Origin of the sequence: Rhodobium orientis, assembly GCF_003258835.1 — a bacterium.
In the GTDB taxonomy this organism is placed as follows: Bacteria; Pseudomonadota; Alphaproteobacteria; order Rhizobiales; family Rhodobiaceae; genus Rhodobium; species Rhodobium orientis.
The window spans coordinates 24,166-42,768 of the sequence record NZ_NPEV01000006.1 but is presented as its reverse complement, the minus strand read 5'-3'; the positions used below and the strand labels follow the sequence as shown (position 1 = coordinate 42,768).

Sequence of the window (18,603 nt, the reverse complement as noted above, 5' to 3'; positions counted from 1 at the left end):
CGGTTTTTGGGGGAAGTGAGCGGCCATGGGATTTGACGTAACCTATCTCGGCGCCTTCGTCGGCGGCCTGATCGCCTTCGTGTCGCCCTGCGTGCTGCCGATCGTGCCGCTGTATCTGTGCTACGTCGCCGGCGTCTCGCTCGATGAACTGACCAGCGAGGAGGACATCGCCGTCTCGCGGCGCAAGGTGATGACCTCGGTCATCCTGTTCGTTCTCGGCTTTTCCACCATCTTCACGCTGATGGGGGCGACGGCGACGGCGCTCGGCCAGATGGTGCAGGCCTACCGGAGCTGGTTCGAGATCGCGGCTGGCGTCATCATCGTTGTCATGGGCCTCCATTTCCTCGGGCTGTTCAGGATCGGGTTCCTCTCCCGCGAGGCGCGGCTCAACGTCAACACAGGCCAGGCGACCTATATCGGCGCCTATCTGATCGGCCTTGCCTTCGGCTTTGCCTGGTCGCCCTGCGTCGGCCCGGTGCTCGCCACCATCCTGTCGCTCGCCGCCGACCGCGCCGCGGTCTGGGAAGGCGTCTTCCTGCTGGCGCTGTTCTCCGCCGGCCTCGGCATCCCGTTCATCCTCGCCGGCTTCTTCACCGACCGCTTCCTCGGCCTGATGAAGGGGGTGAGGCGCTATATGGGCGTCATCGAGAAGGTCGTCGGCGTCTTCCTCGTCTGCGTCGGGGTGCTGTTCCTGACCGGCGACTTCTTCATGTGGAGCGCCCAGGCCGGCGCCTGGATGCTCGACACCTTCCCCGGCATGCAGAAGTTCGAGGAGAACATGCTGGACCTCCTCGGCAGCGGCCGGCAGGGCGCCTGAGCGCCGGCAACGGATGAGGGCCGATGGACGCCCTCAGCCGAAGCGGTAGAACATCAGCCGGTCGAGGGACCTCAGTTCGATGAGGAGCCGGTAGAGCAGGCCGTCGTCCTTGGCGCCGATGGCCTCGGCAATGCGCGCCGAACTGGCGATCGCCCCGTCGACGAGGCGGCGGAATTCCGGATCGGCCTTGACGTCGTCAATGGCCAGCGCATCGCAGCGTTCCAGCGTCGCCCCGTAGACGGCGGCCTTGCCGACCGCATCGGCTCGCGCCGTCCAGTCGTCGTGCGCGGGCGGCTTTCCCTTGTAGGCAAAGAGCCCGTCCATTGCCGTTGAGGCCTCAAAGAGGCAGTCGGTGAGGGTGTAGATTCGGCTCTCGGCGCGGAACTGCACCATCTCGCCGCGCAAGGGGACGAGGAGGTCGCGAGCGGCCTCCGCCTTGCCGGCATCGATCAGCGCCAGCGCCTCGTCGAGGGTCGGGCCGGTTTGCGACATCACGCGGTCGTAGAGCGCATTGCCGTCGAAGCCGTCCGGCGGCGTTGTGCCGTATTCCGCCGCCACCGACTTCCAGCCATCGCCCATGGACTCAAGCTCGATGGCCGCCAAATCCGTGTTGCCGGTGCGCAGATAGCTGACCGCTTCACGATAATGTGCGAACGCGCCGTCGATGGCCTTCAGGAGTGATGCGGTTTCCCCCGCAGCGGCTCCCGCCGGCAGAGCGAGCACAAAAATCGCTCCGTAAAGGATTGATTTGAGCATTATTTTTCCTCCCCTTGCGCCCCCGCCGAAATCGGGGCTTGCGATATTGTTCAGAATAAATAACAATTTTCGAATATGAAATGGCGTTGCCTTCGGATCGGTCGAACGATCCGAAGGCGGCCAACAACAACAAGAACGTGAGGGGAAATGACCGGGGTCACCCGCCGCGCCGCGCTCGCCGGCGCAGCCGCTCTTTCTTTGGTCGGAACGAACGGGTTCGCACCGCGGCCGGCGCGTGCGGAACCGCAACTGACCGAGGACGGGCTCTACCGCCAGCCCTGGTTCCTCGACAGCTTCCTGGAGCTGGGCGACGACCTGACGACGGCGGCGGATGCCGGCAAGCGGTTCGCGGTGATGTGGGAGCTGAAGGGCTGCCCCTATTGCAGGGAGACCCATTTCGTCAATTTCGCCGACCCCGAGATCGACGGCTATATCCGCGAGAATTTCGACATCCTGCAGCTCAACATCATCGGCTCGCGCATCGTCACCGATTTCGACGGCGAGGAGCTGTCGGAAAAGGCGCTCGCCCGCAAATACCAGGTCCGCTTCACCCCGACCTTCCAGTTCTTTCCGGCCTCGGCCGAAGGGCTGGCGGAAAAGGCGGCGATGGAGCGCGAGGTGACGCGCGCGCCGGGCTACCTGAAGCCGCGCTATTTCCTGGCGATGTTCCGCTACGTGAAGGAAGCCGCCTACGAGACCGAATCCTTCCGGTCCTTCGCAAGGAGGGTGAACTGACGCCGGCGCGATGATCCGGCAAAGGGCGGCACCCCGCGGTGAAAAAGCGGCGGCCGCCGGCGGGCTCCCGGCATATGCCGAGCGGTCCGACGACAACCGGTTTTAGAGACCGGAGCGACAACAAGGGGAAAAGGAAGAAACGCCCATGTGGAAACTTCTCAGGTGCCTGGCACCGGCCGCGCTGCTGGCGCTCGGTGCCGGCGCGGCGAGCGCCGACAGCTCCAAGAGCTACGAGATTGTCGACGGCGGTATCCCCGCCTCGCTGACCGGCAAGCCCGGCGATCCGGCCGCCGGCGAGGAAGCGATGCTCAACCGCAAGCTCGGCAACTGCCTGGCCTGCCACGCCGTCACCAAGCTGAAGAACCATCCCTTCCACGGCGAGATCGGTCCGGCGCTCGACGGCGTCGCCGACCGGTATTCGGAGGCCCAGCTTCGCCTCATCCTGGTCAATGCCAAACAGGTCTTCGACGGCACGATGATGCCGGCCTTCTACAAGTCCGAAGGCTTCACACGGGTGATGGACTCCTTCGCCGGCAAGTCGATCCTGACCGCCAAGCAGGTCGAGGATGTGCTCTCCTACCTTTCCACCTTCAAGGAACATTAAGCGGGCCTTGCCCGGTCAACCGACACACCAAGGGATCAAGACACATGGAACTGACACGACGCGAAGCCCTTCTGGTTGCCGCCGGCGGCGCCGTCGCGGTGATGGCGGGCGCCATCGGCCTGCCGGCCTTTGCCGCCGAGGGCGAGGCCCAGAAGCTGATCGACGAATTCACCGGCGGCGCGACGCCCGAAAGCGGCAAGATCAGCCTGTCCGCGCCGGAGATCGCCGAGAACGGCAACACCGTTCCCGTCGGCTTTGAGATCGACAGCCCGATGACTGCGGACGATCACATCGAGACCGTGATGCTGCTTGCCCCGGCCAATCCGCGCCCCGGCGTCGCCACCTTCCACTTCACCGCGCTCTCCGGCAAGGCGGCGGCCTCGACCCGCATGCGGCTGGCCAAGACGCAGGACCTGGTGGCCGTGGCCAAGACCAGCAAGGGCGCGTTCTACATGGACACCAAGCCCGTGAAAGTGACCATCGGCGGCTGCGGCGGCTGAGCCAAAGCAAGAAAAGATCTCAAGGAGTTCAGGAGAAAGACATGGCGAAGTCGAAACCGCGCGTCAAAGTTCCGAAAAAGGCCAAGGCCGGTGAGGTGATCACCATCAAGACGCTGATCAGCCACACCATGGAATCCGGTCAGCGCAAGGGCAAGGACGGCAAGCCGATCCCGCGCAAGATCATCAACACCTTCACCTGCGAGTTCAACGGCCAGAAGGTCTTCGAGACCAATCTGGAGCCGGCGATCTCGGCCAATCCCTATTTCGAATTCAACATGAAGGTGCCGGAATCCGGGACCTTTGTCTTCACCTGGGTCGACGACGACGGCTCGGTCTACACCAAGGAAGAGGAAATCTCCGTCGAATAGGGCGAGCCAAAGCGCGCCCGCGGCGCACGAGCTGCGGGGCGCGCGAAAAACAGAACAAGACACAAGGTGCGCGCGGCACCGGCGAAGAATTCGATCCGGGGACAACAACAAGCGCCGCGCGCTGGGGAAGGAGGAAACGGAAAATGGCCTTCACGACAACCGTGAAAAGGTCGGTGGTGGGCGGCGTTGCGCTGGCGCTCGCCGGTCTCGGCATCTCTGCGTCGCTGGCCCAGGACGAGGAAAGCGGCCGCACCAACCTGCCGAGCATCGAGGGCGAGAAGCTCTTGACCCGGCTGAAATCGCCTCAGGGACACCCGCTCAAATGGGTTGTCTCCGGCTTTGAGTTCCGCACCCGCGATACCCAGGCCCTGCAGCTCGACGACTTCAGCAATCCAGCCTTCCTGTGGGTCGAACGCGGCGAGGAAGCCTGGTCGACCGCCGAAGGCGAGGCCGGAAAGTCCTGTGAGTCCTGCCACGGCGACGTCGAGGACTCCATGAAGGGCGTGCGCGCCAAGATGCCGAAATGGAGCACGGACAAGAACCGCCCGATGCCGCTGGAAGACAAGATCAACCAGTGCCGCAAGGAGCGCATGGGGGCCGAGCCGTGGAAGTGGGAGTCCGATCAGATGCTCGGCATGACCGCGCTCATCGGCCTGCAGTCCCGCGGCATGCCGGTCAACGTCAACCTGGAGGCCGGGGATATGATGGCGTGGTGGGAGCGCGGCCAGAAGCTCTATTACACGCGCATGGGCCAGCTCGATCTCGCCTGCGCCAACTGCCACGAAGACAATAACGGCAAGTACATCCGCGCCGACCTGCTCAGCCAGGGCCAGACCAACGGCTTTCCGACCTACCGGCTGAAATGGCAGAAGCTCGGCTCGCTGCACCGTCGCTTCAAGGGCTGCATGGACCAGGTCCGGGCCAAGGCCTACAAGCGCGGCTCCGACGAGTTCGTCGCCCTTGAGGTCTACACGGCCTGGCGCGGCTCCGGCCTTTCCGTCGAAACGCCGGCCGTGCGCCAGTAGCAACGGGCGGCCCGGAACGCTTGGGGGAGCGCGCCGGGCCGTCTCCCGACATCGCAACGACGACACCGCGCCGCCGGGCGCCGCGGCGCCGGCCGCGCCATCCAAATCGGCGGAGGCGACGGGCCGAGACGAGCCCAGAAGAGCCCAAGGGAACCTTGAAAAAAATGCTGATCGATACGACGCGACGGGAATTCCTGCAGATCGCCCTTGCCACCGCCGCGATCGCCGGCACCGGCAGCCTTGCCGGCTGGACACGGGCGATGGCGCAGCAGGCGATGACCGAGGACGATTTGCTCGCTTTCGAGCCTCTCGGCAACGTCACGCTCGCCCACATCACCGACATGCACGCCCAGATGAAGCCGGTCTATTTCCGCGAGCCGTCCGTCAATATCGGCGTCGGCGAGGTCGCCGGCCTGCCGCCGCACATCACCGGCAAGGATTTCCTGAGCACCTTCGGCATCGAGCCGGGTTCTGCCGCCGCCTACGCCCTGACGTCGGTCGACTTTTCCGCCCTTGCCCGCACCTATGGCCGGATGGGCGGCATCGACCGCATCGCCACGATCGTCAACAGGATCCGCGCCGAGCGCCCCAACAACACGCTGTTCCTGGACGGCGGCGACACCTGGCAGGGCAGCTACACGACCTACCAGACCAAGGGCGCCGACATGGTGGAGCTGATGAATGCCCTCAAGCCCGACGCCATGACCGGTCACTGGGAATTCACCCTTGGCCAGGACCGGGTCGAGGAGATCGTCGAAGGCCTGCCGTTCCCGTTCCTTGCCGGCAATGTCCGCGACACGGAGTGGGAGGAGCCGGCCTTTGAGTCCACCGCCTATTTCGAGCGCGGCGGCGTCAAGGTCGCCGTCATCGGCCAGGCCTTTCCCTACACTCCGGTCGCCAATCCGCGCTGGATGTTTCCCAAATGGTCGTTCGGCATCCGCGAGGAAGACGTCCAGGCCCATGTGGAGGCCGCGCGCGGCGAGGGGGCGGGCCTCGTCGTGCTGCTCTCCCACAACGGCTTCGACGTCGACCGCAAGCTCGCGTCCAGGGTGGAGGGGATCGACGTCATCCTCACCGGCCACACCCACGACGCCCTGCCGGAGGCGGTCAAGGTCGGCAAGACGCTGCTGGTCGCCACGGGGTCGAACGGCAAGTTCGTCTCCCGACTCGACCTCGATGTCGGCGCGGACGGCGTCAAGGATTTCCGCTACCGGCTGATCCCGGTCTTTTCCGACGTCATCACCCCGGATCCGGAAACCGCCGCACTCATCGACAAGCTCCGCGCGCCCTACGCCGACGAACTTGCCCGCGTCATCGGCAGCACGGAGTCGCTGCTCTACCGGCGCGGCAATTTCAACGGCACCTTCGACGACCTCATCTGCGATGCGCTCTTGTCGGAGCGGGACGCCGAGATCGCCCTGTCCCCGGGATTCCGCTGGGGCACCTCGCTGATCCCGGGAGCGGACATCACCGTGGAGGACATCCACACCCAGACCTCCATGACCTATCCGGAGGCCTACCGCAGCGAGATGACGGGTCAGCTCCTGAAGGACATCCTGGAGGACGTCGCCGACAACCTCTTCAACGTCGATCCCTATTACCAGCAGGGCGGCGACATGGTTCGCGTCGGCGGCCTCGGCTACACCATCGATCCGACGGCCGCGATGGGCAGCCGTATTACGGCAATGACCCACCTGAAATCGGGCGATCCCATCGACCCGGCAAAATCCTACGTCGTCGCCGGCTGGGCCAGCGTCAACGAAGGCACCGAAGGCCCGCCCGTCTGGGACGTGGTCGAGGCTCACATCAAGGCCAAGGGCACTGTCAGCGTGTCGGCGCATGATGCGGTCAAGGTCGTCGGGATCTGAATCGGGGCACATCGGCGGGAAGCGAGCCGATATCGACCGCTCAGCCGACGAGAAGGCGGGTTTGCTCTTCGTAGGGGCCGCTCTCATGCGTCATTGCCGAGCTTGAGCAGGCAACCCATAGGGCGTCTGATTTCAATCCCTTGGGCTGGCATGCGCTGCAAGGCAGCCTGGATTGCTTCGCTGCGCTCGTAACAACGTATTCAGGGCGATTTTCTAAATAATTTCAACGTCATTGCGAGGAGGCCGCTAGGCCGACGCGGCAATCCATAGGGCGTTTGCCTTCACTCAGCGATGTCGGCATGCGCCCCGCGGCAGCCTGACCCCCGTGCCAAGCGCGGCAAAGCCGCGGGAGCGGTTGGCGACCAGCGCGCATCGCGTTCCCGGCCCCGTAGGTAAGGGATAAAAAACCCCGCCGGATCGCTCCGGCGGGGTCTTTTTGTCTGTCGTACCGACCGGGCCTAGCGCCGCTGCGAGATCGACACGTAGTCGCGCTTCGGCGCGCCGGTGTAGAGCTGGCGCGGCCGGCCGATCTTCTGGGACGGATCCTCGACCATCTCCTTCCACTGGGCGATCCAGCCGACGGTGCGCGCGAGCGCGAACAGCACCGTGAACATGGTGGTCGGAAAGCCGAGCGCCCTGAGCGTGATGCCGGAATAGAAGTCGATGTTCGGATAGAGCTTCTTGTCGACGAAATACTCGTCGCTGAGGGCGATCCGTTCCAACTCCATGGCGACTTCCAGGAGCGGATCGTCCTTGATGCCGAGCTCGCCGAGCACCTCGTGGGTGGTCTTCTGCATGATCCGGGCGCGCGGGTCGTAGTTCTTGTAGACCCGGTGGCCGAAGCCCATCAGCCGGAACGGATCGTTCTTGTCCTTGGCGCGCTTGATGTATTCCGGAATGCGGTCGACCGAGCCGATCTCGTGCAGCATGTTGAGGGCGGCCTCGTTGGCGCCGCCATGGGCGGGCCCCCAGAGGCAGGCGATGCCGGCCGCGATGCAGGCGAACGGATTGGCGCCCGACGAGCCGGCGAGCCGCACGGTCGAGGTCGACGCGTTCTGCTCGTGGTCGGCATGGAGGATGAAGATGCGGTCCATCGCCCGCGCCAGCACCGGATTGACCTTGTACTCCTCGCACGGCACCGCAAAGCACATGTGCAGGAAGTTGGCGGCATAGTCGAGGTCGTTGCGCGGATAGACGAAGGGCTGGCCGATCGAATATTTGAAGGCCATTGCCGCGATCGTCGGCATTTTCGCGATCATCCGGAGCGAGGCCACCATCCGCTGGTGCGGATCGGCAATGTCCAGGGAGTCGTGGTAGAAGGCCGACAGCGCGCCGACTGTGCCGACCATGACGGCCATCGGATGGGCATCACGCCTGAACCCGGAGAAGAACCGCATCATCTGTTCGTGGATCATCGTGTGGTAGGTGATCCGGTGAACGAAGTTCTCCTTCTGCGCAAAGGTCGGCAGTTCGCCGTAAAGCAGCAGGTAACAGCTCTCCAGGAAGTCGCCCTGGTCGGCGAGCTGCTCGATCGGGTAGCCGCGATAGAGCAGCGTGCCCTCGTCGCCGTCGATATAGGTGATTTCAGAGGAACAGGCGCCGGTCGAGGTGAAGCCCGGATCGTAGGTGAAGCAATGCGTCTCTTTGTAGAGATTGGTGATGTCGATGACATCCGGGCCGATCGAGCCTTCGTGGACCGGCAGGGAGATCTCGGTCTCGCCGAGGGTAAGCTTTGCTTGTTTTTCGTTCATTCACACAATCCCTTCGTCAAAATCCCGACCGTCAGACGCGGGGCGTCGGCGGTCAACCCCAACCGGCCGTCGCCGGACGCGCAACTGCGGGCACAGCTTGTCGAGAATGCGTATCCGATTTGACATAATGCCGCAAGCGCGAGCCCGCCGTGGTTTCGCATATGCGAAAAAGATAAATCGACGCGATTGCCCGGATTTCCGCGGCGTTTTATGGCTATTCGGTGTCTCAGGCGGCCTGATCTCGCAGGCGCAGAAGGCTCTCCTCCTTGCCGAGCACACAAAGCACGTCGAAGATGCCCGGAGAGGTGCCGCGGCCCGTCAGCGCGGCGCGCAAGGGTTGGGCGACCTTGCCGAGCTTCAACGCCTCGCGGTCTGCAAAGGCCCGCACGACCGCCTCGCAGCCTTCCGCGCTCCACGGCTCGACCGTCTCCAGCTCCGGCACCAGCCGGGCGAGCACGTCGCGGGCCTCGTCGGAGAGGATTTTTGCGGCCTTGTCGTCGAGATCGAGCGGCCGTTCCGAAAAGATAAACTGCGATCCGTCAATGAGTTCCAGGAGCGTCTTTGCGCGCTCTTTGAGGCCGGGCATGGCCGCCAACAGCTGCGCCTTCGTCGTCTCGTCGAGCTTTGCGGCGAGCGCCGGGCCGCCCTCCACATGGGGCAGCAGCGCGACGATGGCGCCGAGCAGGTCGCTGTCGGCGGCGGTGCGCATGTAGTGGCCGTTGAGGTTTTCCAGCTTGGCGAAGTCGAACCGCGCGGGCGACTTGCCGATGGCATCGAGCCCGAACCAGGAGATCATCTCCTCGGTCGAAAAGATCTCGTCGTCGCCATGGCTCCAGCCGAGCCGGGCGAGATAATTGCGCATCGCCGCCGGCAGGTAGCCCATGGCGCGATAGGCCTCGACGCCGAGCGCGCCGTGGCGCTTGGAGAGCTTCGCGCCGTCCGGCCCGTGGATCAGCGGGATATGGGCGAATTCCGGCACGTCCCAGCCCATCGCTCTATAGATCAGGGTCTGGCGGGCGGCGTTGGTCAGGTGGTCGTCGCCGCGGATGATATGGGTGATCTCCATATCGTGGTCGTCGGCGACGACGGAGAGCATGTAGGTCGGCGAGCCGTCGGACCTGAGGATGACGAAATCGTCGAGGTCCTTGTTCGGAAAGGTAACCCGGCCCTGGACATGGTCCTCGACCACCGTGTCGCCGTCGAGCGGCGCCTTGATGCGCACCACGAAGGGAGCGCCTTCCGGGGCCTCGCTCGCATCCCGGTCGCGCCAGCGCCCGTCATAGCGCGGCGGCCGGCCCTCGGCACGGGCCTTCTCGCGCATTTCCGTCAGTTCTTCCGGCGTCGTGTAGCAGCGATAGGCGTGGCCTGAGGCGATCAGGGCGTCGGCGACCTCGCGGTGCCGGTCGGCGCGCTCAAATTGCGAGATCGCCTCGCCGTCCCAGTCGATGCCGAGCCAGGTGAGGCCGTCGAGGATCGCCGCGACCGCCGCATCCGTCGAGCGCTCGCGGTCGGTGTCCTCGATCCGCAGCAGCATCCGGCTGCCATTCGCCTTGGCATAGAGCCAGTTGAAGAGCGCCGTGCGCGCGCCGCCGATATGCAGGAATCCGGTCGGCGAGGGGGCGAAGCGGGTAATGACGGGCGAAACCATGAAAGCGAGCCTTTGCCGGTGTATCGGGAATCCGGCTCTTCGCCGGCGGCGATGGTGTAGCATGGCCGGATCGCGGACTGAAGACGAGCCGGACGGGGATGTCGGAGCGACCGGAAAGCGAAGAAACGGACGAGCAGGAGACCGGCCGGGGCGTTGCGGACGCCCGGGCGCGCCGGCGCGTCGGCCGTTATCGCCGGCCGGGCGGGCCCTCCTGGCGCGGCCGGCTCGCGGCGCGCGCGGACGTCGCGCGGCTCTGGCTTGGCGCGCGGTTCCTGAACGAGATCGAGGCCGGGCGCGGCTTTCTGTGGCTGCCCGTCGGCATGGCTGTCGGCATCGGCATCTATTTCTCGCTGCCGCGCGAGCCGATGCTCTGGGCGCTTTCCGGCCTCTGCCTTGCCACGGTCGTGATCGCGCGGCGGCTCAGGGAAAGGCCGTTCGGGTTCCCGATTGCGGCGCTTATTGCGGCGATCGCGGTCGGGCTTGCGATCGCCAAGGCGCGCACCGAGCTGGTCAGCGCGCCGCGGCTCGAACGAGAGCAAACGGCGACCGTGATCGGCTGGGTGGAGGACATCGAGGAGGCGCGCGGCGGCCTGCGACTGCTCATCCGGGTCGCCTCGATTTCCCGCGTCTCGAGCCCCGACCAGCCGTACCGGGTGCGGATGTCCGTGCGCCATCCGGGAGACATTCGGCTGCGCGCCGGCGACGGGGTCTTGGTGCGCGGCCGCCTGCGCCCTCCGCGCGGACCGCCAATCCCCGGCGGCTACGATTTCGCACGGGCGCAATATTTCGCCGGCATCGGCGCCACCGGCTTTGCCTATGGCGCCCCGAAGTCGGCGGGGCCGGGTCTCGGCGCACCGCCATGGGACCTGAAGGTCACGGCCGTCGTCAACGCCGCGCGCGGTGCCATCGCGGCCCGCATCCGCGACGTCCTTGCCGGCGATACGGGCGCGGTCGCCAGTGCCCTCATCGTCGGCCAGCGCCGCGGTATATCCGAGGAGACGACAGAGGATCTGAGGATCGCGGGGCTTGCCCATATCCTTGCCATCTCCGGCCTCCACATGGCGCTCGTTGCCGGCACCGTCTTCGGCGTCGTGCGCGGGCTCCTGGCGCTCTTTCCGGCAATCGCGCTGCGCCATCCGGTGCGCCAGTGGGCGGCCCTGACGGCGCTCGGTGCCGGCACCGTCTATCTCGGCCTTTCCGGCGCCGGCATCGCCACCCAGCGCGCCTTCGTCATGGCCGCCATCGTCTTTGCCGCGATCCTTGCCGGCCGGCCGGCGCTGACCATGCGGTCCGTTGCCGTCGCCGCGCTCATCGTCATGGCGCTGGCGCCGGAGGTCGTCGTCGGACCGAGCTTCCAGATGTCCTTTGCCGCCGTCGTCGCGCTGATCGCCGCCTACGAGATCCTGTCGGAGCGGCGCGGGGCGGTGGCATTTGAGCGGCGCGGGATTGCCGGCCTCGCCCTTCGCACCCTCGGCTTCTATGTCGGCGGGCTGGCGCTGACTTCGATGATCGCCGGCATGGCGACCGCGCCCTTTGCCGTGTTCCATTTCCAGCGCCTGGCGCCGCTGGGCCTTCTCGCCAATCTGCTGGCGATGCCGCTGGTCGCCTTTCTCGTCATGCCGCTCGGCGTCCTGTCGCTCATCGCCATCCCGTTCGGGCTCGACCCGCTCGTCCTGCCGGCGATGGGCTGGGGCATCGACCGGGTGATCGCGATTGCCGACTGGGTGGCGGCCGCCACGGGAACCGGATCGATCGTCGGCCGGGTGCCGGGTTCTGCCGTCCTGTGCGCGACAGCCGGCCTGTTGTGGCTGGCGCTCTGGAAGACCCGACTCCGCCTCTTCGGCCTTGCCGGGATCGGGCTGGGGCTCGCCTTCGCGCCCCTTGCCGCAACGCCGGACCTCCTCATTTCCGACGACGGGCGCCTGGTGGCGCTCCGCGGTGCGGACGGTGCCCTCCATTTCGCGCCGAATGCGAAGAACGATTTCGTGGTTGGAACCTGGCTGCGCGCCGATGGCGATGCGCGCGCGACGGACGATCCGTCCCTGGTCGCCGGCGTCCGCTGCGACGACCTCGGCTGCATCCTGGAAGGAAGCGGCAAGAAACCGGGGATGTCGGGGAGGGGACCGCCAAGCGCCGCGGCCGATACGGTCGTAACGCCGTTGCCGAACAGCACCGCCCCACCGGATGGCGGCACCATGGCGCTGGATGTCGTGGAGGGGTCGTCAGCAAGCAAAACGCTCGCGGCGAACCCGCCAGGCGCAGCATTGCCGGCAAACGGCACAACTCCCCCGGCTCGGCCGCCGCCAGATCTTCCGACCGGCCTTGCCGCCGCCGAACGGGTTCACGGCTCCTGGCGCGTCGCCCTGGTGCGCCGGTCCCTGGCCTTTGCCGAGGATTGCCGCGCCGCCGATATCGTCGTTGCGTCCTTCGCGGCACCGAAGGACTGCGCCAAGCACGCCGTCGTCTTCGACCGGGTCTCGCTTGCCCGGTCCGGCGCGCTTAGCCTCACCTTTACCGGCGCCAACACCGAAGCGCCTTTCCAAATCGAGACGGCGCTACCAAAACTCCGCCGTCCCTGGCACCCGCCCGCGCCATCCGAGCGGCGCTGACCGATGCCCGAAACTCAGTAGCTCCTGAAGAGCCCGACGAGCCGTCCCTGGATCCGCACCCGGTCCGGCCCGAAGATGCGCGTCTCGTAGGCCGGGTTGGCGGCCTCAAGGGCAATAGATGCCCCCTTGCGCCGCAGCCGCTTCAGCGTCGCTTCCTCCTCGTCGACGAGGGCAACGATGATGTCGCCGCTGTTTGCCGTATCGGCGCGCCGGATGACCACCGTATCGCCGTCGAGAATGCCGGCCTCGATCATGGAATCGCCGCGCACTTCCAGCGCGTAATGTTCGCCGGCGCCGAGGAGGTCGGCCGGGACCGGAACGGAATGGGTGCGGTGCTGGATCGCCTCGATCGGCGTGCCGGCGGCGATCCGGCCCATCACCGGGATGGTGACGGTGCGCGCATCGCCGTCACCGCCCGCCTTGGCGGCGGCGGGTGCGCGCCCGAGCGAGCCTTCGATGACACTCGGCTGGAACCCCCTGCCGCGGCCGCTCGAGGCAAGGCCCGGCGAAACGGATTCCGGCAGCTTGATGACTTCCAGCGCCCGCGCCCGGTTCGGCAGCCGGCGGATGAAGCCGCGCTCTTCCAGCGCCGTGATCAGCCTGTGGATGCCCGATTTGGAGCGCAGGTCGAGCGCATCCTTCATTTCGTCGAACGACGGCGGGACCCCGGATTCCTTCAAACGTTCGTGAATGAACATCAACAGCTCATACTGTTTCGGCGTCAGCATAGGTCGAACTCCGCAAGGTCCAAAGCGTGGTACAAACCACGAACGAAACATACACGTTCTATATGTGTTCCGCAACGGTTAAAAAATCGCTGTTCTGCGGGATTTGGGCGAAAACGCCATGGGTTGGCGACATCGCACGCGGGCATTGGCGGGAAAGGAGATTCGCTTGCCCGTCGGCGGGCGTCCGCTCCGGGTGATGCAATTGGACGACACTGCGGCGGCAAGCGGGCGCGACTTTGCAAATTTATTGCATTCGCGAACGAATTCCTTACACAGTTGCGGCTCACTGCTGAACGGCGGAAATCAGACGAATCGAGGCAGAAAGACGGATGGCAAAGACGGTCCTGCGCAACATCGGAATGGCCGGGCTCCTGGTTGGAATCTTCACCATGGTCCCCGACGGGCCGGTCCATGCCCAGAGCTTTCTCGACCGCCTGTTCAACCCGAAATACTACAAGGAAGACCGCCAGAAGGCCGAGCCGCAGCGCAAGAAGGTGAAGGTGCGGATCAGCGCGCCGCGCTACTACACCTATAAGCCGGACGCCGAGCAGCTTTTCTCCTTTTCGGAACTGACGAAGGTGCCGGAACGGGCTCCGGCGCCGCTGGCGACCCTGCCGGAGGCGACGACGGCCGCGCCGGCGTCCCTCGAGACTGAAGCGGAATTGCTCCCGGCCGACGACGGGGTCGCGCCGGAGGTGGATGCCGAGGACCTGACGGACGCGGCGGTTGACGATGCCGGTGCCGAGGCCGACGCCGCGTTGGCGGAAACGGACCAGCCGGAAACGACCGAGACGATCGGTGTGGTGGACGGCGTCGAGTCGGCGCCGCTGCCGGACGTCGAAGCGGACGCGGCCGAGGCCGTCTCCGAAGGACCGGTGAAAGCCGGCATCGAGGCTGCGCAAACCACGCCCGTCGATCCGAACGATCCGGGTGTCGCGCTCCTTGCCGCGGCCGCGGCCCTGAGGGGCGACAACGCCACGTCGGGCGACGCAGAAGCCGTGGCAGAGCCGGCGACCGTGGCCGAGATCGAGCCGGCGGCCGAAATCGACACCATCGCCGATGCGAATGACGCCCCCGGCGACGCGCCGGTCGCATCCGCCGCGACGGAAACGGATGCAACGCCCGCCGACGCCATTGCCGATGCGGCGCCCCTAGAGACCGACGGCATCGACACCGAGCCCACCGGCTCCACGCTCACCGCCGCGCCGGTCGAGACGACGGCACCGGCGATCACAGAGGCTGCCCGTCCGGCCGACTTCGATGCTGCCCGTCCGCTGCTCGCTGATTTCAAGCTGCGCACCCTTCCGGAAGTGGCCAAGGCCATGAAGGCGCACTACGCCGCGGCCGAGCACTTCGTCTGGGTCGACGCGGACGGCGTCAACGACAAGGCCGAGGCCGCGCTCGATGCGCTGGCAAAGGCCGACCGTTTCGGCCTGCTGCCGGACGACTACGCGGTCGAACTGCCGAACCTTGCCGCAGACGCCGACGACGAGGCCCGCGAGCGCGAGCTGCTGCGCTTTGAGTTCGCGCTGACCTCCAAGGTCCTGCTCTATGTGCTCGATGCCAAACGCGGCCGGGTCGACCCCAACCGCATCTCCGGCTACCACGACCTGCCGCGCAAAAAGGTCGACCTGGCGGCGGCCCTTGCCGAGATCGCTGAGAGCGATGACGTGTCGACCGCGATGGCCTCGCACAATCCGGACAACGACACGTTCAAGGCCATGGTCGAAAAGCTCGCGGCCCTTCGCGCCGCCGACGAGGCAACCCGCGTCGAGATCGATCCGAAACTGCTCCTGAAGCCCGGCCAGTCGAGCGACGAGGTCGCCAACGTCGTCGCCGCCATCAAGGCGGAAGCGTCCGCGGAGCTGACCGAAAAGCATGCGGATACCTTTGCCGCCTATGCGGGCGGCGCGGAGTACACGCCGGAGCTGGTCGCCCTCGTCAAGGACTTCCAGAAGGAGCGCAAGCTGACGGTCGACGGCATCGTCGGGCCGAGCACCGTCCGCTCGCTGGTCGGCGTCAGCAACGCCGACAAGATCGAGAAGATCGAGCTTGCGATGGAACGTCTGCGCTGGCTGCCGGAGGCGTTCGGCCGCCGCCACGTCTTCATCAACCAGGCCGCCTTCACCGCCACCTACAGCGAGGACGGCCGCGATCCGCTGACCATGCGCGTCGTCGTCGGCAAGAAGTCGAACCAGACGAGCTTCTTCACCGACAAGATCGAGACGGTGGAATACAATCCCTACTGGGGCGTGCCGCTGTCGATCATCGTCAACGAGATGGTGCCGAAGCTGAACAAGGACCCGTCCTATCTCGACCGGGCCGGCTATGAGGTCTCCACGGTCGGCGGGCGCGCCGTGTCGTCGTCCTCGGTCGACTGGTACGCGGTCGCGACCCAGTCCCAGTCGATCAATGTGCGCCAGCGGCCGGGCGCCAGCAATGCGCTCGGGCGGGTCAAGATCCTGTTCCCGAACAAGCACCATATCTACATGCACGACACGCCGGCCAAGAGCCTGTTCAAGCACGACCGCCGTGCCTTCAGCCATGGCTGCATCCGCCTGCAGCATCCGCGGCTGATGGCCGCCGCCGTGCTCGGCAAGTCGCAGGACTACGTGTCGAGCCGCATCGCCCCCGGCGTCAACGAGAGCGAAGCGGTTCGTGGCGACATCCCGGTCTATGTGGCCTATTTCACGGCCTGGCCGAAGGCGGGCGGCGACATGGGCTATTATTTCGACGTCTATGACCGCGACAGCTACCTGCAGAAGGCGCTTGCCCGCACCCACGAGGAGCGCGAGGCCAACGGCTAAGCCGGCGCTCGGAAGGGGCTATTCGACAAGGCGCGGCTGCCTCGTGGCGGCCGCGCCTTTCGCTTTTTTGGGAAAGCCGATCTAGTCCAGCCAGCAGGTTGGTGCCTTGCCGCGCTGCTGCTGGAGGACACCGAGCGAGCGCCTTGTCTTGAAGCCGATCAGCCCGTCGGCGCCGCCGACGTCGTGGCCGGCCTTTTCCATCGATAGCTGGAGCTGCCGGACCTTGCCGCGGGTCGTGGTGCGGATGGGGCGCCAGTCGCCGACGAAGCCGACGTCGTTGCCGTAGCGGTCGGCGAGATGGCCGACGAAAAGGGCGTAGACGTCGGACTCGTTGTACTCCTTGAGCACGAAGAAATTGTCCGTGGCGATGAACGCGGGCCCGAAGCGTCCGGCCGGCATCAGCAGGTAGCCCGGCAGCTTCAGTTCGAAGGCGGGAAAGTCGCGGCCCTTGACCCGGCGAACGCCCTCGCGCACCCACTTTGCGATCGGCTGGCCGCGGTCCGGCCCCTCGCGCGAGCAGGAAATGCCGGCCGGGACCGTTACCTCATAGCCCCAGTCGCGGCCCGGCACCCAGCCATGGGCCTTCAGATAGTTGGCGATCGAGGCAAGGGCGTCGGGCGCGGACCCCCAGATGTCGCGCCGCCCGTCGCCGTCGAAGTCGACGGCGTAGCGCAAGAAGCTGGTCGGCAGGAACTGCGGCTGGCCGAGCGCGCCGCCCCAGGAGCTTTTCATCTCCCGGCGCCTGATATGGCCGTCGTCGAGGATCTTCAGGGCGGCGATCGTCTCTTTCTTGAAGAAGTCCTGCCGCTGGCCCATGAAGGCGCGCGTGGCGACGACCCGGAGCGCGTCCTTCGGGATGCTGGCGCTGCCATAGCCCGATTCCCGCGCCCAGATGGCGAGCACGATGCGTCGCGGCACGCCGAAACGGCGCTCCACCGCATCGAGGGTCCGCTTGTGCCGGGCCATCAGAGAGCGGCCGGTGCGGACGAGGGCGGTGAACCGATTGTCGGAGAAATAGCGCGCCGGGGCACGGAACTCGGCCTGGTAGTTGATCTTCGGCGGCCCGCCGCCGCCGGGCCCGGTCAGGCCGGGGAGCGAGGTGTCGGGGGTAAGGCCGGATAGCTCGCGGGTGAGCGTTCCGGCGGAGACACCCGCGGCGCGTGCGGCCGGCACGATCTCGCGGTCGAGGAACTGCCGGAACCGGGCGTCATCGGCGCCGTCGGCAGGGTGCGGCGCAGCGAGGACCGCGGCGCAAAGGGCGGCGGCGCCGATGGCGCGGAAACGGACGAGGCAGGTGGTCATACGGTGCAAAGGCTCCCTTCGGCAGGTCCGCCAGTGCGGGCCCGGCAGACTTGCGCGAAGGATAGAGCAAGAGGCCGCGCCGTTGAACTGGCGGCGAACCGGTCGGCCGACGTCGAAAGGACGTACTGGCGAGCAGCAACGGCGGAGCGCGGGAGGGAAGGGTGCCGACCGGGATTATCCGGAGAGTCCCCCGGCCGGCAAGCCAGCGCCAAAGGGGGGTGAGAGGACGCCGGCATTCGTGACCGGCGTCCGGAGCCGGTCTGGCCGCGACAACCGCACCGGGCGGCAACCACAGGACAACACCGGCCGGAAGGCCCGGTACCGCGGAGCGTGAAAAAACCGCGGGAATTTTTCACTCAATATACCGCGATGCGGGAAAAGCAAAGATCAAAAGTAGTTCATGCCGGTCCGATGTGGAAAAACCCTGCGAATTTGAATTAAATTAGAAGAAGCTGATTATTATTGTACCGAATCTCGTACTAAACACTTGTTCTTTGGGTTGCGTCGACTGTGCATTGCTTTTTCAAATTGCAAAATGAAACGGATTGCGGGTTTCCAGGGACATTCCAGCCCCGGTTGCGGCGCGCGAATCGGCACTGTTTCAAAAAAACGCGGCATCACGTGCGGGCTCTCGAGGCCTGTCGGCGCCGGGTGCCAGGATGATACCGAATCGGCGCCCGATACCTTATGAAGATCGAAGATCTTTCGGGGAGGGGACCATGTCCGTCGCCATCTACGGTATCAAGAACTGCAGCACCATGAAGAAGGCGTTCGACTGGTTGGACGCCAACGACATCGGCTACGTCTTTCACGATTACAAGAAGGAGGGGGCCGACCGGGAGGCGCTGCAACGCTGGTGTGCGGCGGCGGGCTGGGAGAAGGTGCTGAATCGGGCCGGCATGACCTTCCGCAAGCTTCCCGACGACGCCAAGGCCGATCTCGACGAGGGCAAGGCGATCGCGCTGATGCTGGAAAAGCCGTCGATGATCAAGCGCCCGGTCGTCGAGACGGAATCTGCGATCGAACTCGGCTTCAAGCCGGAGCGCTATGCCGCGATCTTCGGCAAATAGGCAAAGCGCGGGCCC

General features: G+C 66.0%; 15 protein-coding genes. 10 read left to right on the top strand and 5 right to left on the bottom strand.

What is annotated here, in order from left to right:
* The first annotated feature begins 25 nt into the window (after nucleotides 1–25).
* Nucleotides 26–817, top strand: coding sequence for a cytochrome c biogenesis CcdA family protein (locus CH339_RS04545; RefSeq protein WP_111433102.1), 792 nt, complete (start codon nucleotides 26–28; stop codon nucleotides 815–817).
* A 33-nt stretch (nucleotides 818–850) separates the two neighbouring features.
* Here CH339_RS04545 and CH339_RS04540 read toward each other — a convergent pair whose 3' ends face one another.
* A complete protein-coding gene (locus CH339_RS04540; protein ID WP_111433101.1) occupies nucleotides 851–1,573 on the bottom strand; it encodes a hypothetical protein in 723 nt (240 codons plus the stop codon).
* A 147-nt stretch (nucleotides 1,574–1,720) separates the two neighbouring features.
* Between CH339_RS04540 and CH339_RS04535 the strand changes: the two genes are divergently transcribed.
* The 6 genes from CH339_RS04535 to soxB all read left to right on the top strand — a co-directional run bounded on the left by CH339_RS04535 (nucleotide 1,721) and on the right by soxB (nucleotide 6,673).
* On the top strand, nucleotides 1,721–2,308 hold the full coding sequence (locus CH339_RS04535) for a SoxW family protein (protein WP_111433100.1): 588 nt from the start codon (nucleotides 1,721–1,723) through the stop codon (nucleotides 2,306–2,308).
* Nucleotides 2,309–2,453: 145 nt separating this feature from the next.
* Nucleotides 2,454–2,912: a sulfur oxidation c-type cytochrome SoxX gene (gene soxX / locus CH339_RS04530; RefSeq protein ID WP_111433099.1), complete on the top strand. Its 459-nt coding sequence runs from the start codon at nucleotides 2,454–2,456 to the stop codon at nucleotides 2,910–2,912.
* A 44-nt stretch (nucleotides 2,913–2,956) separates the two neighbouring features.
* The gene (soxY, locus tag CH339_RS04525; protein WP_111433098.1) at nucleotides 2,957–3,412 is read left to right on the top strand and encodes a thiosulfate oxidation carrier protein SoxY; all 456 of its coding nucleotides are present in this window, start codon (nucleotides 2,957–2,959) and stop codon (nucleotides 3,410–3,412) included.
* A gap of 41 nt (nucleotides 3,413–3,453) precedes the next feature.
* Nucleotides 3,454–3,780 carry a thiosulfate oxidation carrier complex protein SoxZ gene (gene soxZ, locus CH339_RS04520; protein WP_111433097.1) on the top strand — a complete coding sequence of 109 codons (327 nt, stop codon included), beginning with the start codon at nucleotides 3,454–3,456 and terminating at the stop codon, nucleotides 3,778–3,780.
* A 143-nt stretch (nucleotides 3,781–3,923) separates the two neighbouring features.
* Nucleotides 3,924–4,805: a sulfur oxidation c-type cytochrome SoxA gene (gene soxA / locus CH339_RS04515; RefSeq protein ID WP_184443274.1), complete on the top strand. Its 882-nt coding sequence runs from the start codon at nucleotides 3,924–3,926 to the stop codon at nucleotides 4,803–4,805.
* A gap of 164 nt (nucleotides 4,806–4,969) precedes the next feature.
* Nucleotides 4,970–6,673, top strand: a complete 1,704-nt coding sequence (gene soxB / locus CH339_RS04510) for a thiosulfohydrolase SoxB (RefSeq protein WP_111433096.1) — start codon at nucleotides 4,970–4,972, stop codon at nucleotides 6,671–6,673.
* A 458-nt stretch (nucleotides 6,674–7,131) separates the two neighbouring features.
* Here the strand turns inward: soxB and gltA are convergent, their stop codons facing one another.
* Together gltA and gltX are read right to left on the bottom strand one after the other, a co-directional pair.
* Nucleotides 7,132–8,424: a citrate synthase gene (gltA, locus tag CH339_RS04505; protein WP_111433095.1), complete on the bottom strand. Its 1,293-nt coding sequence runs from the start codon at nucleotides 8,422–8,424 to the stop codon at nucleotides 7,132–7,134.
* A gap of 226 nt (nucleotides 8,425–8,650) precedes the next feature.
* A complete protein-coding gene (gltX, locus tag CH339_RS04500) occupies nucleotides 8,651–10,072 on the bottom strand; it encodes a glutamate--tRNA ligase (RefSeq protein ID WP_111433094.1) in 1,422 nt (473 codons plus the stop codon).
* 98 nt (nucleotides 10,073–10,170) lie between these two features.
* Here gltX and CH339_RS04495 point away from each other — a divergent pair, with 98 nt between their 5' ends.
* Nucleotides 10,171–12,681 carry a ComEC/Rec2 family competence protein gene (locus CH339_RS04495; RefSeq protein ID WP_111433093.1) on the top strand — a complete coding sequence of 837 codons (2,511 nt, stop codon included), beginning with the start codon at nucleotides 10,171–10,173 and terminating at the stop codon, nucleotides 12,679–12,681.
* Nucleotides 12,682–12,695: 14 nt separating this feature from the next.
* On the opposite strand, the gene lexA is transcribed toward CH339_RS04495, so the two are convergent.
* Nucleotides 12,696–13,409 carry a transcriptional repressor LexA gene (gene lexA / locus CH339_RS04490; RefSeq protein WP_111433092.1) on the bottom strand — a complete coding sequence of 238 codons (714 nt, stop codon included), beginning with the start codon at nucleotides 13,407–13,409 and terminating at the stop codon, nucleotides 12,696–12,698.
* A 329-nt stretch (nucleotides 13,410–13,738) separates the two neighbouring features.
* Between lexA and CH339_RS24930 the strand changes: the two genes are divergently transcribed.
* Nucleotides 13,739–16,216 (top strand): L,D-transpeptidase family protein, encoded by a 2,478-nt coding sequence (locus CH339_RS24930; protein WP_201240875.1) that lies wholly within the window; start codon nucleotides 13,739–13,741, stop codon nucleotides 16,214–16,216.
* An 81-nt stretch (nucleotides 16,217–16,297) separates the two neighbouring features.
* Here CH339_RS24930 and CH339_RS04480 read toward each other — a convergent pair whose 3' ends face one another.
* Complete coding sequence (locus CH339_RS04480; protein WP_111433091.1) at nucleotides 16,298–17,518, bottom strand: lytic murein transglycosylase; 1,221 nt, start codon at nucleotides 17,516–17,518, stop codon at nucleotides 16,298–16,300.
* A gap of 719 nt (nucleotides 17,519–18,237) precedes the next feature.
* On the opposite strand from CH339_RS04480, the gene CH339_RS04475 reads away from it, so the two are divergent.
* The gene (locus CH339_RS04475; RefSeq protein ID WP_111433090.1) at nucleotides 18,238–18,588 is read left to right on the top strand and encodes an arsenate reductase; all 351 of its coding nucleotides are present in this window, start codon (nucleotides 18,238–18,240) and stop codon (nucleotides 18,586–18,588) included.
* Nucleotides 18,589–18,603: the final 15 nt, after the last annotated feature.

Excerpts from the sequence above, each read along its gene's own strand:
- CH339_RS04545 (WP_111433102.1), top strand. The coding sequence starts at position 26 with ATGGGATTTGACGTAACCTATCTCGGCGCCTTCGTCGGCGGCCTGATC.
- CH339_RS04540 (WP_111433101.1), bottom strand. The coding sequence starts at position 1,573 with ATGCTCAAATCAATCCTTTACGGAGCGATTTTTGTGCTCGCTCTGCCG.
- CH339_RS04535 (WP_111433100.1), top strand. The coding sequence starts at position 1,721 with ATGACCGGGGTCACCCGCCGCGCCGCGCTCGCCGGCGCAGCCGCTCTT.
- soxX (WP_111433099.1), top strand. The coding sequence starts at position 2,454 with ATGTGGAAACTTCTCAGGTGCCTGGCACCGGCCGCGCTGCTGGCGCTC.
- soxY (WP_111433098.1), top strand. The coding sequence starts at position 2,957 with ATGGAACTGACACGACGCGAAGCCCTTCTGGTTGCCGCCGGCGGCGCC.
- soxZ (WP_111433097.1), top strand. The coding sequence starts at position 3,454 with ATGGCGAAGTCGAAACCGCGCGTCAAAGTTCCGAAAAAGGCCAAGGCC.
- soxA (WP_184443274.1), top strand. The coding sequence starts at position 3,924 with ATGGCCTTCACGACAACCGTGAAAAGGTCGGTGGTGGGCGGCGTTGCG.
- soxB (WP_111433096.1), top strand. The coding sequence starts at position 4,970 with ATGCTGATCGATACGACGCGACGGGAATTCCTGCAGATCGCCCTTGCC.
- gltA (WP_111433095.1), bottom strand. The coding sequence starts at position 8,424 with ATGAACGAAAAACAAGCAAAGCTTACCCTCGGCGAGACCGAGATCTCC.
- gltX (WP_111433094.1), bottom strand. The coding sequence starts at position 10,072 with ATGGTTTCGCCCGTCATTACCCGCTTCGCCCCCTCGCCGACCGGATTC.
- CH339_RS04495 (WP_111433093.1), top strand. The coding sequence starts at position 10,171 with ATGTCGGAGCGACCGGAAAGCGAAGAAACGGACGAGCAGGAGACCGGC.
- lexA (WP_111433092.1), bottom strand. The coding sequence starts at position 13,409 with ATGCTGACGCCGAAACAGTATGAGCTGTTGATGTTCATTCACGAACGT.
- CH339_RS24930 (WP_201240875.1), top strand. The coding sequence starts at position 13,739 with ATGGCAAAGACGGTCCTGCGCAACATCGGAATGGCCGGGCTCCTGGTT.
- CH339_RS04480 (WP_111433091.1), bottom strand. The coding sequence starts at position 17,518 with ATGACCACCTGCCTCGTCCGTTTCCGCGCCATCGGCGCCGCCGCCCTT.
- CH339_RS04475 (WP_111433090.1), top strand. The coding sequence starts at position 18,238 with ATGTCCGTCGCCATCTACGGTATCAAGAACTGCAGCACCATGAAGAAG.